This is a genomic window from Arenibacter sp. F26102 (assembly GCF_023015865.1).
Taxonomy (GTDB): domain Bacteria; phylum Bacteroidota; class Bacteroidia; order Flavobacteriales; family Flavobacteriaceae; genus Arenibacter.
In genome coordinates, this window is the sequence record NZ_JALKBC010000003.1 from 285,439 (window position 1) to 301,763 (window position 16,325).

Annotated in this window: 17 protein-coding genes; all 17 read left to right on the forward strand. The window is 37.6% G+C overall.

Going from position 1 to position 16,325, the window contains the following annotated elements; genetic code table 11:
* The first annotated feature begins 2 nt into the window (after window positions 1-2).
* The 17 genes from MWU78_RS05490 to MWU78_RS05570 all read left to right on the forward strand — a co-directional run bounded on the left by MWU78_RS05490 (window position 3) and on the right by MWU78_RS05570 (window position 16,316).
* Entirely contained in the window at window positions 3-1,004 is a 1,002-nt protein-coding gene (locus MWU78_RS05490) for a BtrH N-terminal domain-containing protein (RefSeq protein WP_246995748.1), read from the forward strand.
* A gap of 8 nt (window positions 1,005-1,012) precedes the next feature.
* On the forward strand, window positions 1,013-1,756 hold the full coding sequence (locus MWU78_RS05495; protein ID WP_246995750.1) for an ABC transporter ATP-binding protein: 744 nt from the start codon (window positions 1,013-1,015) through the stop codon (window positions 1,754-1,756).
* Complete coding sequence (locus tag MWU78_RS05500) at window positions 1,749-3,017, forward strand: ABC transporter permease (protein WP_246995752.1); 1,269 nt, start codon at window positions 1,749-1,751, stop codon at window positions 3,015-3,017. The genes MWU78_RS05495 and MWU78_RS05500 overlap by 8 nt, the downstream gene beginning before the upstream one ends.
* Complete coding sequence (locus MWU78_RS05505; RefSeq protein WP_246474457.1) at window positions 3,007-3,444, forward strand: acyl-CoA thioesterase; 438 nt, start codon at window positions 3,007-3,009, stop codon at window positions 3,442-3,444. Before MWU78_RS05500 ends, MWU78_RS05505 begins: the two co-directional genes overlap by 11 nt.
* Window positions 3,437-4,585, forward strand: coding sequence for a beta-ketoacyl synthase N-terminal-like domain-containing protein (locus tag MWU78_RS05510; protein ID WP_246995754.1), 1,149 nt, complete (start codon window positions 3,437-3,439; stop codon window positions 4,583-4,585). The genes MWU78_RS05505 and MWU78_RS05510 overlap by 8 nt, the downstream gene beginning before the upstream one ends.
* Window positions 4,582-5,205, forward strand: a complete 624-nt coding sequence (locus MWU78_RS05515) for a 3-oxoacyl-ACP synthase (protein ID WP_246995756.1) — start codon at window positions 4,582-4,584, stop codon at window positions 5,203-5,205. Before MWU78_RS05510 ends, MWU78_RS05515 begins: the two co-directional genes overlap by 4 nt.
* On the forward strand, window positions 5,202-5,459 hold the full coding sequence (locus MWU78_RS05520; protein WP_246995758.1) for a phosphopantetheine-binding protein: 258 nt from the start codon (window positions 5,202-5,204) through the stop codon (window positions 5,457-5,459). The genes MWU78_RS05515 and MWU78_RS05520 overlap by 4 nt, the downstream gene beginning before the upstream one ends.
* 99 nt (window positions 5,460-5,558) lie before the next feature.
* Window positions 5,559-6,761 (forward strand): beta-ketoacyl-[acyl-carrier-protein] synthase family protein, encoded by a 1,203-nt coding sequence (locus MWU78_RS05525; protein ID WP_246995760.1) that lies wholly within the window; start codon window positions 5,559-5,561, stop codon window positions 6,759-6,761.
* 78 nt (window positions 6,762-6,839) lie between these two features.
* Window positions 6,840-7,904 carry a beta-ketoacyl synthase N-terminal-like domain-containing protein gene (locus tag MWU78_RS05530; protein ID WP_246995762.1) on the forward strand — a complete coding sequence of 355 codons (1,065 nt, stop codon included), beginning with the start codon at window positions 6,840-6,842 and terminating at the stop codon, window positions 7,902-7,904.
* Entirely contained in the window at window positions 7,898-8,674 is a 777-nt protein-coding gene (locus MWU78_RS05535) for a polysaccharide deacetylase family protein (RefSeq protein WP_246995764.1), read from the forward strand. Before MWU78_RS05530 ends, MWU78_RS05535 begins: the two co-directional genes overlap by 7 nt.
* Window positions 8,667-9,296, forward strand: coding sequence for an outer membrane lipoprotein carrier protein LolA (locus MWU78_RS05540; protein ID WP_246995766.1), 630 nt, complete (start codon window positions 8,667-8,669; stop codon window positions 9,294-9,296). Before MWU78_RS05535 ends, MWU78_RS05540 begins: the two co-directional genes overlap by 8 nt.
* Entirely contained in the window at window positions 9,277-9,885 is a 609-nt protein-coding gene (locus MWU78_RS05545) for a hypothetical protein (protein ID WP_246995768.1), read from the forward strand. Before MWU78_RS05540 ends, MWU78_RS05545 begins: the two co-directional genes overlap by 20 nt.
* Before the next feature lie 2 nt (window positions 9,886-9,887).
* Window positions 9,888-10,481: a porin family protein gene (locus tag MWU78_RS05550; protein ID WP_246995770.1), complete on the forward strand. Its 594-nt coding sequence runs from the start codon at window positions 9,888-9,890 to the stop codon at window positions 10,479-10,481.
* Between the two features lie 5 nt (window positions 10,482-10,486).
* Window positions 10,487-10,855 (forward strand): 3-hydroxyacyl-ACP dehydratase, encoded by a 369-nt coding sequence (locus MWU78_RS05555; RefSeq protein ID WP_246995772.1) that lies wholly within the window; start codon window positions 10,487-10,489, stop codon window positions 10,853-10,855.
* Entirely contained in the window at window positions 10,856-11,344 is a 489-nt protein-coding gene (locus MWU78_RS05560) for a hypothetical protein (RefSeq protein ID WP_246995774.1), read from the forward strand.
* Between the two features lie 75 nt (window positions 11,345-11,419).
* Window positions 11,420-12,622, forward strand: coding sequence for a DUF2062 domain-containing protein (locus MWU78_RS05565; protein WP_348647056.1), 1,203 nt, complete (start codon window positions 11,420-11,422; stop codon window positions 12,620-12,622).
* Window positions 12,615-16,316 (forward strand): MMPL family transporter, encoded by a 3,702-nt coding sequence (locus tag MWU78_RS05570; protein WP_246995776.1) that lies wholly within the window; start codon window positions 12,615-12,617, stop codon window positions 16,314-16,316. Before MWU78_RS05565 ends, MWU78_RS05570 begins: the two co-directional genes overlap by 8 nt.
* Window positions 16,317-16,325: the final 9 nt, after the last annotated feature.

Sequence of the window (16,325 nt, forward strand, 5' to 3'; positions counted from 1 at the left end):
CAATGGAAATAGATTTTAAACACAAACAAGCCGCACATTGCGAAAATGGTGTAGTAGCCAACTTAATGACATATAATGGGTTTACCGTAAGTGAGCCCATGGTATTCGGAATAGGATCTGGGCTCTTGTTCAGCTATATCCCTTTTTTAAAAGTTAATCATGCACCAGTAGTATCGTACAGGGCCATGCCCGGAATTATCTTTACGAGATTTGCCAAACGTGTAGGAATTAAAATTAAGCGAGAAAAATTTAGCAATGCGCAAAAAGCTAAGACCAGATTGGATGAAAACTTGGAAAGAAACAATCCGGTAGGACTGCAGGTAGGAGTTTTTAACCTACCCTACTTTCCTGATGAATATCGCTTCCATTTCAACGCCCACAACATGGTCGTCTATGGCAAGAAGGATGGTAGTTATTTAATAAGTGACCCTGTAATGGAAACCGTTACCTCACTTACCGAAAAAGAACTGGAAAAAGTAAGATTTGCCAAGGGAGCCTTTGCCCCTAAGGGACACATCTACTATCCTACCGGCTTCCCTAAAGAGCTGCAGCTTGAAAATGCAATTATAAAAGGAATAAAGCACACATGTAGAGATATGTTGGCCCCAGTTCCGATAGTTGGAGTAAAAGGAATACGGAAAATTGCAAAACTTATTCGTAAATGGCCAAAGTCCAAAGGAATTAAAATTGCCAATCATTACCTGGGGCAAATTGTACGTATGCAGGAAGAAATAGGCACCGGAGGTGGTGGGTTTCGATATATCTATGCTGCATTTTTGCAAGAAGCTGGGAAATTACTGGAAAACAATAGACTTTTGGAACTTTCCAAAGAAATGACCTTGATCGGTGACGAATGGCGCGATTTTGCGGTAGAGGCATCACGTATATACAAAAACAGGAGCAATTCCGGAGCTGTTGACCAATATGATCATGTGGCCACACTTCTGGAAGAAATTGCCAACAAAGAGGAAGTTTTTTTTAAAAAACTAAAAAAGGCAATATAAGGCAACAGATGATCCAAATTTCCCAACTCTCCAAAAAATATAAAAATGCCGAAGAATATTCGGTATTGAAGCTAGACCTTAAAATTAGCGAGGGTGAAATTTTTGGGCTTTTAGGACCAAACGGAGCAGGAAAAACAACTCTAATTTCCATGCTGAGCTCTTTAATAAAACCCACTTCGGGCAATTTCTCCATTAATGGGTTAACTTTTCAAAAGAACGGAAATCAACTTAGACAACTAATTGGCATTGTACCACAGGAATACGCGCTCTACCCTACCCTAACCGCATATGAGAATTTGTATTACCTAGGTAGCATGTATGGTCTAAAGGGGAGGCGGTTAAAGGAAAAAATAAATTTTCATTTGGAAGTTTTAGGCTTGGAAAAATTTTCCCGTAAAAAATTGGATACCTTTTCTGGTGGCATGAAACGCCGTGTCAACTTAATTGCCAGTATCCTACACGACCCCAAGGTGTTATTCTTGGACGAACCTACTGTTGGTGTGGACGTACAGTCCAAAAATGTAATTATAGATCATTTAAAAAAATTAAATACGCTAGGCACCACTATAGTCTATACATCCCATCATTTGAACGAAGCGGAACAATTTTGCACCAGAGTGGCCATTATAGATCACGGAAAGATTATTGTAGAAGGCGCGCCTAAAAATCTAATTTCCCAGTACCCGGAAGCACATAATCTTGAAGATGTCTTTCTAACCTTAACCGGAAAAGCCTTAAGAGACCATGCATAAACTATGGGCCTCCACATATAAGGAATTACTACTCCTATCTAGAGATCTTGGAGGGTTGGCCATCCTATTTGTAATGCCATTGGTATTGGTGGTCACCATTACCTTAATTCAGGACAGCACCTTTAGATCCATCAATGACAATAAAATACCCATCCTTTGGGTGGATTACGACAAAGGTGAGGTTTCCAAAAATATACGCGATGGTCTGGCAGAGTCCAATTCCTTTAATATCATTGAGAAAGAATCGGACAAAGAAGCCAAAGAACTTGTGTTTAAAGGGAAGTATCAATTGGCTATTGTAATCCCAACCAACCTTAGTTCTGAGCTGGAAAAAAAAGTAAATCTAAATGTTGAGGGGTTGTTATCCAAATTTGGTTTGGACCAAGAAATACCTGAGTCACAGAAAGTAGATTTAGATAAAAAGGAGGTGATACTTTATTTTGACCCTGCTACCCAAATGGCCTTTAAAAATTCCATAAAAAATGGAATAGACAAGATGATCTTTAAAATTGAGACCCAGACTATTTATAAGGCATTCCAATCCCAAATAACAGATGATGAAAGCGAAGCCATATTTGACACCGGTAGTTTTATCACCTTTAAAGAAATAACCCCTACCATTGGCGAAAATGAAATAATACCGAATTCCGTGCAACACAATGTTCCCGCTTGGACATTATTCGCCATATTTTTTATAATTGTCCCCTTATCCATCAATATGGTCAAAGAAAAGAGCCAGGGTACCTTTGTTCGCCTCAGGACCAATCCTGTTTCTTATTTAACCGTATTGGGAGGAAAAACTTTGGTTTACTTGTCCGTTTGCCTTATTCAGTTTGGACTTATGTTGGCGATAGGTGTTTATCTTTTACCTACCTTAGGGCTTGCAAGCCTTGATGTTTCAGGAAAAATTCCACAATTGTTCCTAGTTGCCATTTTTGCAGGACTAGCGGCCATTGGCCTAGGTTTACTTTTGGGAACGGTAGCAAAGACCCAGGAGCAATCCGCTCCCTTCGGAGCCACTTTTGTAGTTATATTGGCAGCTTTGGGAGGTGTGTGGGTTCCGGTCTTTATTATGCCTCAGTTCATGCAGACACTATCAAATTTATCTCCCATGAACTGGGGCCTTAATGCCTTTTATGATGTCTTTCTAAGAGACGTTGGTATTATTGATCTTGTACCTGAACTAACCTTATTATTTGTATTCTTTGTCATAACCACCGCAATTTCTATTTTGTATAATGAAAGAAAAAATGCCGTCTAATAACAAATCAGAGATTAGCTTTACTAGTGAAATTAGGGTTCGCTTTGCGGAAACAGACCCTTTGGGAATTGTATGGCATGGAAATTATATCCAATATTTTGAAGATGGCAGAGAAGCCTTTGGGCGCCATCATGGTATTTCCTATCTAGATCAAAAAGCAGCTGGCTTTACTACTCCGATCGTTAAATCCAGTTGTGAGCATAAACTTCCTTTGCGCTATGGCGATGTGGCCACTATCAAAACAATTTTTGTAGATTCACCAGCGGCAAAAATGATATTTAAATACGAAATTTATAATCCCCAAAATAAATTGGTATGCACTGGGGAAACTGTTCAGGTTTTTGTGGAAGACGAAGGGAGTTTATACTTGACCATGCCTACATTTTTTTTGGAATGGAAACTTAAAGTTGGATTATTGAATGAATAAGACCTTTCTCTCATATAACAATATTGTTTCATCAATAGGCTTTGATAGTCCTACGGTGGTCCAAAATATCCGTAAGGGAGTATCGGGGATTACCTTAATTAAGGATGAAAACTTATTCCCTACACCTTTTTACGCCTCGGTTATCAATTCCAGTTTACTATCAGCGGCCTTTCAACCGTTGGGATCCAATGATGAATATACGCGTTTGGAGCAAATGATGATTATTTCCTTGGACAAAACACTTAAAGAATCCGGGGTAAAATTATCGGGTAGGGTGGGCTTAATACTATCCACTACCAAAGGAAATATAGACACCTTGGACCCAAAGCACCCAATGCCCCCAGAAAGGGCGTATTTGGGAACTTTAGGACATATAATCAAAAACCATTTTGGTTTTACCACAGAGCCCATTGTGCTTTCCAATGCCTGTGTTTCTGGAGTATTGGCCATTTCAATAGCCAAGAGATTTATTGCGCAGGGAACGTTTGATCAAGTTTTTATTGTTGGCAGTGATATTGTTTCCAATTTTATTCTTTCCGGTTTTAACTCCTTCCAAGCTATGAGTTCCTTGCCCTGCAAACCCTATTGCAAGCAAAGGTCAGGAATTAACATTGGGGAAGTGGCCGCCAGTGTATTAGTGAGCACAGACCAGGACAATTTAGTACCTGAGGCCGTAGAGGTTTTGGGTGAAGCCTCCTGCAATGATGCCAATCACATTTCCGGACCATCTAGAACTGGGGAAGGCCTATATCGCAGCATTCAATCAGCATTTAATGAAGCCAAGGTAGGCCCTCAACATATAGATTATATATCTGCCCATGGCACTGCTACCTCCTTCAATGATGAGATGGAGGCAATTGCCCTGAACAGATTGGATTTGGGCAGGGTTCCATTAAATAGCCTAAAAGGATATTTTGGGCATACACTGGGAGGGTCCGGTCTTTTGGAAACAATTATTGGCATGCATTCCCTTTACCACAATACCTTATATTCCTCCATGGGGTTTACTGAGCTGGGAGTATCACAACCTATCAACGTAATTAAGGAAACTACCGCCAAGAATTTAGATTACTTTTTAAAGACTGCCTCCGGTTTTGGGGGCTGCAATACTGCGGCCGTATTTAAAAAAGTTCAATCATGAAGGTCGAAAAACTAAAAATAAAGTCATACTGCAGCATTCTCAACAACAAGGTTATGTTGAACGACCAGTTGCTCTTTGAAAACCGGGAGACCGATTTTAGCTCGTTTATAAAACTGGCCTATAAAAAGATGGATACCAACTATCCCAAGTTTTTTAAAATGGACGACCTGAGTAAACTAGGCTTTTTGGCCGCTGATATTTTACTCAAACCACTAACCACAGATTCAGAAAAAATAAATAATATTGCCTTGGTATTTTCAAATAGTGCATCCAGTCTGGAAACAGACAGGAAGCATCAAGATTCCATTGTAGACAAAGAAAACTATTTTCCGAGTCCCGCTATTTTCGTCTATACCTTGCCCAATATATGCCTTGGAGAGATTAGTATTAAACATAAGCTATATTCTGAAAATAGTTTTTTTATCTTTAACCACTTTAATGCGGGGTATCTATACGACTATGCAACGAGTTTAATTAATACTGGAAAAGCGGACGAAGTGTTGTGCGGATGGATAAACAGTGACAAAGAAGACTACGAAGCATTTCTATACTTAGTATCTACAGAAGGAAGCATTACACATAATAAAGAAGAAATAATAAAATTGTACACAACCAAATGAGCGATTTAAAACAAGAACTAAAGGAAAAAATAATAACTCAGTTAAACTTGGAGGATATTGCAATTGATGAAATTGCAGATAACGATTCTTTGTTCGGTGACGGTCTTGGACTGGACTCCATTGATGCCTTGGAACTTATAGTAATGTTGGACAAGGATTATGGAATTAAACTAACCGACCCCAAAGAGGGCAAAAAAATATTTGAGTCCATAGAAGTAATGTCAAATTATATTACGACGCATCGAACAAAATAATCCTATTACTTATAGCATACAGGAACCTAAGTGTTCATTCACCTATTAAAGAAATTGGTTACATCCAAGGAAATCTAGACCTTAAAAAACAAAAAATACATGTCCAAAGGAGTGGCTATAACGGGAATGGGTATAATATCCGCTATTGGAAACAATGTGGCCGAGAATTACCGATCACTTATAGCGGGCAGAACTGGAATTTCACAAATTTCAAAAATAGACACCCTACATAAAGACAGTATTATGGTAGGTGAAATTGAATTCACCAACAGGGAATTAGAGGGGAAATTGGGCTTAAGCCCTAATAACAATTACTCTAGAACTGCTTTATTGGGGGCAATAGCGGCTAAGGAAGCTATTGCGGATGCCAAAATACTCGACATAAAAGCATACAGGACAGGTATTATTTCATCCACCAGTGTTGGAGGCATGGATATGACCGAAAAGTATTATTACGATTACTTGGAAAGTGGGGACAATAGGAGATATATAGAAGGCCACCATGCCGGGGACTCTACAGAAAAGATTGCAGAACAATTGGGCATAGATCAAAGTTTGGTCACGACCATTAGTACAGCTTGCTCTTCTGCTGCGAATGCTATAATGTTCGGGGCCAGGTTGATTAAAACGGGGCAATTGGATAGGGTTATTGTGGGTGGAGCAGATTGTTTGTCAAAATTCACTATTAATGGCTTTAAAACGCTAATGATCTTGTCCGATACACACAGTACACCTTTTGATGAAAATAGAAAAGGACTAAATTTAGGGGAAGCAGCCGCCTATTTGGTATTGGAATCGGAAATGCTGGTAAAAAAAGAAAACAAAAAAGTATTGGGATATGTAGCCGGCTATGGTAATGCCAATGATGCGTTTCACCAAACTGCGTCTTCAGAAAATGGTGATGGTGCCACCCTATCTATGGAGAAAGCCCTTACCGTGGCAGGACTGAAACCTAAGGACATTGATTACATAAACGCCCATGGGACCGCAACTGGAAACAACGACTTGTCCGAAGGGCGGGCCATTATCCGAGTTTTTGGGAAAGAAGTTCCCGAATTCAGTTCTACCAAAGCCTTTACCGGACATACCTTGGCCGCAGCTGGGGCAATAGAAGCGGTTTATGCTATACTCTCACTTCAAAACAACATTATTTATCCCAATTTAAACTTTAAAACTCCTATGAAGGAGTTTACCCTAATCCCTGAGACCACCTTAAAAGAAAAAGTATTAAACACAGTTCTTTCGAACTCCCTTGGGTTTGGCGGAAATTGTTCCACACTTATTTTTTCAAAAAACCCCTAAGACGGAATTGTTATATTTACAATTGGGTCACTTGATCTTTTTAGATATTATATTATAAATCGGCATTCTCAAAAAGTAATGGAAAAAGTTTTTATCAACAGTATCGGTTCCATATCTGCCCAAAAAACATTTGATAACAATGATTTTTTGGAGGAAATTACTACCTATGAAGACAACGTTATTTCTGCAATAGAACCCAACTATAAGGATTTTATTCCGCCGGCGGCGGCCAGAAGAATGGCAAAGGGAATAAAAATGGGAGTAGTTGCTGCCAAAATAGCTATTGAGGAAGCCAATTTAACGAATGTAGATGCCATTATTACCGGAACAGGAATGGGATGTGTTCGGGATTCCGAAAAATTTGTCACCGCCATTTTGGACAACCAAGAACAGTTTCTTACCCCTACCTCCTTTATACAGTCTACCCACAATACGGTTGCGGGTCAGATAGCGCTGGGTATCGGGTGTAAAGGATATAATTTTACCTATGTCCATAGTAGTGTTTCTTTTGAATCCGCTCTTTTAGATGCATTAATGCAATTACAGACCAAAGAAGCAGAAAACATTCTTATCGGTGGGGTTGATGAATCGGGCGAACATACCAATGCCATTCACAAACTAATTCATCATATAAAACCGGAAAAAATAAATTCCAACAAGTTGTTGCAGTCCAACACGGAAGGCGCTGTTTTTGGGGAAGGGGCCAATTTTTTTGTATTGTCCAACAACAAACAAAATTCCAGCTATGCACAAATATTGGGTGTAAAGACCTTTAATACCCTACCCCAATCAGAGCTAGCAACCAATCTAGAGGAATTTTTAAAAAACAATAATCTTTCCGTAGACGATATAGACGTATTGATCAGTGGAAATAATGGAGACCTAAACTTCGACAATTACTATTTGGAACTCAGCAAGGGGCTTTTTAAAAACACCCAACAAGTTTATTACAAACATCTTAGCGGTGAGTTTAACACAGCATCCTCATTCGGATTTTGGGTGGGTGCCAAAATTCTGAAGTCCCAACATATTCCTAGTGAGATCACCCTAAACACCATTAAATCAAAAGGGTTTGGAACTGTTTTACTGTACAATCAATACAGAGGTAAAAACCATAGTTTCACCCTTCTTCGCCAATGTTGAAGTTTCCTGTAATAAATCGACTTTTTGCAATTGCATTTATCGCTCTAATTATTTTGGATACTATTTGGGACATAAGTTGGTGGATATATTTACTAACGGTTGCGATTTGGGCAACTTTTACCATTATAGGATCCTTCCATATTCGTTGGAATTATCATCTTCCAGCCCTTCATTTGAATAAAGAAAGCCAAAAGAATTGGGTTGCCATTACCTTTGATGACGGTCCACATCCCGATTTTACTCCAAAAATTTTGAAACTGTTGGAAAAATATAATGCCAAGGCATCCTTTTTTTGTGTGGGACAGCGAGTAGGGCTATATGGTGGTATTGCAAAAGATATCATTGAAAGCGGACATACCATAGGAAACCACACTTATACACATTCCAACAAATTTGGATTCTTTGGAACACAAAAAGTAATATTGGAACTCCAAAAAACAAATACTACCATAAAAGAAGTAACAGGTCTTGACCCTAAATTATTTAGACCCGCCTTTGGGGTAACAAACCCCAATATAAATAGAGCTATAAAAAAAACGGAACTTCAAACAATTGGCTGGAGCATTCGATCCTTGGACACCACCAAAAGATCAAAAAAGGCCATTTTGGAACGTATTACCAGTAACTTAAAGAAAGGCGACATCATCCTCCTCCATGATAGTAGTGAAAAAACAGTTGAAGTATTGGAACAGTTATTGCTATTTTTACAGCACAACAAAATGCAATCGGTTTCTGTAGACCAATTGCTAGATATTGAAGCCTATGCGTAACGTACTATTTCTAATTGTCCTATTTGGTCAAGTTTCCCTTTTAATAGCCCAGGAAAGCAACATGGACAATGCAGAAATTGTAAGGTTCAAGTCCATGATCAATGAAACTTCAAAGGCAACGGTTACTATCCAAAGCAATTTTACACAATATAAGCACCTGGATTTTCTATCAAATGATATTATAACACAAGGGAAAATGGCGTTTAAGGCTCCCAACATGGTAAAATGGGAGTATATAAAACCCTTCGAATACAGTGTTATTTTTAAGGACGATAAATTATTAATTAACGATTCCGGAAGCAAAAGCAATGTGGACCTGGGAAATAGTGCCCTTTTCAAAAAACTAAATGAACTAATTATTAATAGTGTAAAAGGTAACTTGTTTCAGGATTCTGACTTTAGTATGGATTACTACAAAAGCACAAATTATTATAAGGTCATCTTTACCCCTAAGGACGAGAAAATAAAAAGTTATATCGCCTCTTTTATATTATTCTTCGATAAGGAAAATGCCAACGTTCTAGAGGTTAAAATGGTAGAACCCTCAAAGGATTTTACTAGAATTGTATTTACGGACAGACTTATCAACAAACCATTGGACAATGAAGTATTTACTAACTAGCTTAATAGCATTGTTATTGGCTTGTTCTTCCTATCCAAAAAAGAGTAATTTAGAAAGGAAAATTGGGACTACCTCAACCATATCCAATCCTTACTTTTCCGATATGGCCAAGGATTATGTCTATAAGGCCAAAATAAATTTCGGCACGAAATCCTTTGGCGGAATATTCGCAGTAAAAAAACTTGGTGAAGGGCACCATAGGGTAGTCTTTACAACAGAAATGGGAAATAAGTTATTTGATTTTTCGTTTATTAAAAACGAATTCAAAATTAATTTCATTTTAGACGAAATGAATAAAAAGATTCTCATTAACCTTCTGAAGCGGGACTTTCATGTTTTAACCAATGAAAATCCCGAAATTTTGAACCATTACGATAAACCTGGGGATACCATATTCCTGGAGACTCGGAAAGAGAATAAAACTTACTTTTACCTTATGGCAGACCAGCAACTCCATCGAATATTGGAAACACGAGGAGGCGAAGAAAAATCGGACTATATCTTTACACAGATAGAAGACAACCATGCCAGGGAAATCAACATAAGACATAATAACATTAAGCTAACTATTGATTTAAAAGCGATTTAAAGATGAAAAAACTACTGTTATTAGGCCTTTTCTTCATTATTTCTTCCAATGTATTCGCCCAAAGCAAATCACAATTAGGCATAAGATTGGGTGCAAACAGTGCTAGGGTACTGAATTCGGAACTGGACACCAAAACTGGAATATATGCCGGATTATTTTTAGCAGTCCGTTTTACGGATAGCTATACAATGCAACCGGAAATCGCATATTCCAATCAGGGAGGCAATGCCAGCTTCAGAAATGGGGAGGACATAAATATAAATTATGTATCCATTGGTCTGGGCAATAAGTTTTTTGTAAGTAGAAATCAGGGTTTCCACTTTACATTGGGTCCAAGTCTAGACATTAATTTTGATGAAAATTTTATCAATCTAATTAACGACAATGGCGATAATCTAGAAATTACTCCCATAGACATAGCTGTGTTTGGAGGAATTGGATATGAGTTTGATTTTGGATTGGCAATGGAATTGAGATTTAAGCAAGGATTGATCGATCTGGATTTTAATGACTCCGGTGAGTATGGAGGCAATTCTGAGGAAAATCAATTAAACAGGGTTATCCAAATTGGACTGGCCTATAAATTTAATATGTAACACAAATGTTAATACTAGGACTTTATACCACCGAAACTTTTAACAAAAACGAAGAAGGCATATCCGCCCAAATCAAGTTAAATCCCAAGCATGAAATATTCAAAGGCCATTTCCCTGGAAAGCCTATTATGCCCGGTGTTTGTATGATTCAAATTATAAAAGAACTTACAGAAAGGAGTCTTGGGAAGGATTTGTTTCTATCCATTGCCTCCAATGTAAAATTTATGGCAATAATAAATCCTGAAACCGACCCAACACTTCTTATAGACATCAACCTTAGTGAAATGGACGGTTTGGTCAAAATAAAAAGTACTACCACCTTTGGGGAAACAATTGCCCTTAAACTTAGTGCAACCTTTAAAAGTATGGCCTAGATGAAATTCTTCTGTTTTCTCTTATTACTGATTTCCCCCTCGCTTTTCACTCCAGACCTTGCGCAGATTCGCAAGGATTTTATATTGGCCACCAATAACCGTGAATCAGCCTTGGATTTAATGGATAAGTTAGAGCCTTTAACCAAGGATGACAACAAAATACTGGTAGCCTACAAAGGTGCGGTTATGGCATTGTCGGCAAAATATTCCAAGGAAAATGAAGAACGAAAAAACCTTTTTAAAAACGGGATATCATTTTTGGAGTACGCGGTATCGCAAAAACCTGAAAATATAGAAATAAGGTGTCTTAGATTGAGTATTCAGGAAAATTCTCCCAAGTTTTTAAAATATAAATCCAACATTCAAGAGGACAAGACATTCATTTTAAACCACTATAAAAAGACCAATTCCCAATTGGTCAAGGATTTTGTGAAATCATTTATATTACAATCAACAGAATTTAATACTGAAGAAAAGCAAGGGTTTTAACTTTAGTAATTCCTATTTTTGCGAACCATATCTTGTTTTTTCCTACAAGAAAGAACAACCAAATTGCAAAAAACCGTGTCACAACAAACCACATCCACAACTGAAGCTATGGATCAGCTTAAATGCTGTGTGGTCATACCTACATACAATAATCATAAAACCCTAAAAAAAGTCATTCAAGGGGTGTTGCAATACACCAATGATATTATAGTCGTAAATGATGGGTCAACGGATACCACTTCCAACATTTTAACCGAATTCTCCCATATACACATTATTTCCCTCCCACATAACAAAGGCAAAGGATATGCCTTGAGACAAGGTTTTGAATTGGCCTTGCACCTAGGTTTCCACTTTGCAATCACCATTGATTCTGATGGCCAACACTTTCCGGATGACATCCCTATACTTATTGACAGCTTAAATAAAGAAACATCCAAAAATGTACTTTATATAGGGGCAAGAAATATGGGACAAAAAGACGTTCCCAAAAAAAGCAGTTTTGGCAACAAATTTTCCAATTTTTGGTTTTGGGTAGAAACTGGGATAAGACTACAGGACACCCAATCTGGTTATAGACTATATCCCATAAAGGCATTAAAGGATATCACGTTCTTTACCAGAAAATTTGAGTTTGAAATTGAAGCGATCGTAAAGGCTGCATGGAACGGAATACAAGTGAAAAATATCCCGGTCAAAGTAACCTATGATGTCACGGAAAGGGTATCCCATTTTAGACCCTTTGTAGATTTTTCACGTATTAGCCTTTTAAACACCTATTTGGTAATACTCACATTTCTTTATATTTTCCCCCGTGATTTAATCCAAAAAATAAAAAAAAAAGGAATTAAAAGATTCTTCTATGAAGACTTTCTAGGCAGCAATGATTCCCATGAAAAAAAAGCACTTTCCATAGCTTTGGGAGTCTTTATTGGTTTATCCCCCCTTTGGGGATTCCACACCTTGATAGTTATTTTCTTGGCCGTACTCTTTAAACTGAACAAAACCATTGCCTTTGCCTTTTCCAACGTAAGCTTCCCTCCTTTTATCCCATTTGTGTTATTTATTAGCCTAAAAATAGGACACTGGGCCTTGGGTACCGATTTTGACTTTACCTTTGAGGAAGCTGGAGAAAATTTCGAAGTGATAAAACATTTAAAATCCTATATAATTGGTAGCATTACCCTTTCCTTTTTTGGAGCTTTATCCTCGGGATTCTGTGGCTATATTATATTGAATATTTTTGACAGAAAAAAAATTGCACTTAAAAATGGGTAGTTTTTTATATCGATTTTATCATTTTGTTGCCAATAGAAGGCTGACTAGCGTCTTTGGTCTGATTGCCGTTTTTTCGATCCTTTTATTTATGGCCTCCAAAATTGAATTCGAAGAGGACATAACCAAGCTCATACCAAATAATAGCAGAACCGCAGAACTTCAAAAAGTTCTAAAATCAGTAAATTTCGCAGATAAGATTGTCGTTAACATTATTCGTCAACCAGGGGCAAACATTGAAGAACTAACTAGGTATGCAACTGTTTTCCTGGATAGCATTTCCAAAAAATCTTCCACACATATAAAGAAAATTCAAGGCAAGATAGATGATGGAGACCTAGGTAAGACTATGAGTTTTGTCTATGAAAATGCTCCCTTGTTCTTGGACAGGGAAGATTACAATATTATTTCAAAAAGACTCGACAAGGACAGTATTACCCAAATCACAGAAAAAAATTACAGAACATTAATTTCACCATCTGGAATTGTTGCCAAGGAAATGATTCTGAAAGACCCTCTAGGAATATCCTTTATTGCCCTAAAAAAATTAAGGCAATTGGGCATCGGAGAGCAATTTACCCTTAAAGATGGCTTTCTCCTGAGTAAGGACCTACAGAATATATTACTCTTCATTACTCCCGTCCACCCTTCTAGTGAAACCGTGGAAAACACAAAATTTGTAGCCGATTTATATGAAACCCAGGAACAGCTGGACCATTTGTTTAAAGACAAAGTCAAAAGTGAATATTTTGGTGCCACTTTAATAGCGGTCGCCAACGCAAAACAGATAAAAAACGATATTCAACTAACGGTCAGTATTGCGCTATCCATCTTAATTGGTATCCTGATTCTATTTTATAGAAAAATAACCATTCCCATTATTCTCTTTGCCCCTACCCTTTTCGGAGCAACACTATCCGTTGCTGTACTTTATTTGACCAGGGGGAAAATTTCTGCCATTTCCCTGGGAATAGGCTCCGTACTTCTAGGGGTTACCTTGGACTATTCCTTGCATATCCTAACCCAAATAAGAAATAACCCGTCTATAAAGACACTTTACACGGATGTGGCCAAACCCGTTATTATGAGCAGCATTACCACTGCCCTAGCCTTTTTATGTCTGCTTTTTCTGGATTCGCAAGCACTACAGGACCTTGGTATCTTTGCCGCCGTTAGCGTAATTGGCTCCTGTATTTTCGCCCTCGTTTTTATACCCCACGTTTATCGGAATAATGATAAAATTAAAATTAGGAACACCCTTTTAGATAAAATAGCTTCTTACAATTTTCATAAAAACAAATGGTGTATTGTTGTTCTTTTAGGCTTGTTGACAGCCAGTGTTTTTTTTCACGATAAAGTAATTTTCAATAAAGATATTTCCAAACTCAACTATGAACCAACCGCCCTGTTGCAAGCTAGGGAAAGACTGGATGCACTTACCAATATAGCCTCCAAATCCATTTATCTGGCCATCTATGGGGAAGAAAGCGAAGTGGCGCTTCAAACCAACGATACCATTTACCAAGAACTGATCCGTTTAAAGAACAACGGAGAAATTCTTAGTTTTGGATCTATTGGCACCTTAGTCCTTTCCCAACAAAAACAGCAAGAAAGAATTGCCCTTTGGAAGGATTTTTGGGACGATAAAACTATTGCATATACAAAAGAAAATCTTGTAGAAAGCGGTGCGCAGTTAGGATTTAAGCCAGACTCCTTCGAAAAATTCTATTCCTTTCTCGACAAAGATTTCAACTTGCTGAACATTTTGGATTACAACGGCGCAGCTTCCCTACCTATTGACGACTACGTTACTACTGATAATGATTTTACCACCATTACATCACTGATCAAATTAAAGGAGGGAAATGGCGAAAAGGTAAAGCAAATTTTTAAAGAATACCCCAAAACCCTTGTAATAGATAGGCAAGAAATGAATGAGATGTTTTTAGGCAATCTCAAAAATGATTTCAATAAGTTAATTGGTTACTCCCTTGGAATTGTACTATTGATCCTTTTCCTTTTCTTTAGGAGCTTCTCCCTCGTTTTGGTAACCAGCATTCCTATTTTATTGACTTGGTGGTTGACCATTGGCATTATGGGCATGTTTAATATAGAATTCAACATCTTTAACATCATAATCTCCACCTTCATCTTTGGATTGGGAATAGATTACAGTATATTCATAACCACAGGATTGCTCAAGGAATATGGTAAAGGAGAAAAATTGCTGACTACACACAGAACCTCTATCCTACTTTCGGCCATAACGACAATCTTGGGTATTGGGGTGCTAATTTTTGCAAAACACCCAGCGTTAAACTCCATTAGTCTGGTTTCGTTAATAGGCATCCTATCGGCTGTTTTTGTCGCTTTTACCATACAACCGTTATTATTCCTGCTCTTTATTGGAAGTAATGAAAAACGCCCCATTAGCCTTCGATTATTGGTACATTCCGTCCTTTCATTTGGTTATTACGGTTCCGGTGGACTATTGTTGTCCATATGGAGCGTTACCTTTATGAAAATCCTGCCCGTTAACAAAAAAATTAAAATGAAATGGTTTCATAGAACGATTTCAAAATTCATGAAATCGGTTCTGTACACCAATCCCTTTGTACGTAAAAAAGTAATTAATCTATCAGGGGAAGACTTTAGCAAACCTGCCATAATTATTGCAAATCACACCTCATTTTTAGATATTTTGGCTGTTGGCATGTTACATCCAAAGATTATTTATTTGGTAAACGACTGGGTATACAAATCTCCAATTTTTGGAAAAGCCGTTCAATTGGCAGGCTTTTATCCTGTATCCCAAGGAATTGACAACGGCTTGGAACATTTAAAAATCAAGGTAGCTCAAGGATACTCCTTAATGGCATTCCCAGAAGGCACAAGATCCAGAACCAATAAAATAAGACGATTCCATAAAGGAGCCTTTTATTTGGCGGAGCAGTTCAATATGGATATTGTTCCGGTGCTAATACATGGAAATTCAGAAGTTCTTCCTAAAGGAAGTTTTGTGATAAAAAACGGCAGTATAACCGTCAAGATTTTGGATAGAATTTCACCGGAAAACATTGACTACGGCAAAACTTACCGAGAGCGGAATAAAAGCATCGCAGCTCATTTCAGATCTGAATTTCAAAAATTAAGAAATGAAGTGGAAGGGGATACTTATTTTTCAAGAACCATTCTTGAAGATTATCGCTACAAAGGAGATTCCATCTATCGTGAGGTAAAGAAGGATTTAGAAAATAACTCGAAAATATATTCCAAAATCTCAGAACACATTGGAACTTCAGATTCCATAATTCATCTTTCAAAAGAATACGGGCAACTGGATTTTCTATTATCTTTAAATGCTGTTGATCGCAAAATCTTCACCTATCTTAATGATGTGGAGGTAAGACCTATTGTAAAAAACAGTTTTATTGCTCAGCAAATAGCCAAATTAACCTTGGTAGAATCAATTAATGGGGCCATTGAACATCCGGCAGACATAATGATCATTGATTTTGAAATTAAAGATTTAAAAGTGCTGGAACATATAATACTAAGCAATATTCGCTTACTGATATTGGTAAACGAAGGAGCAAAATTGCCTTCAAAAATTATAAAGGCAAATGGTTTTAAAAGTATTTTGAAAAATGAAAACCTTGTTATACATGAAAAAATAATGGCCCAGCATACCTCTTAGTGATAGGAG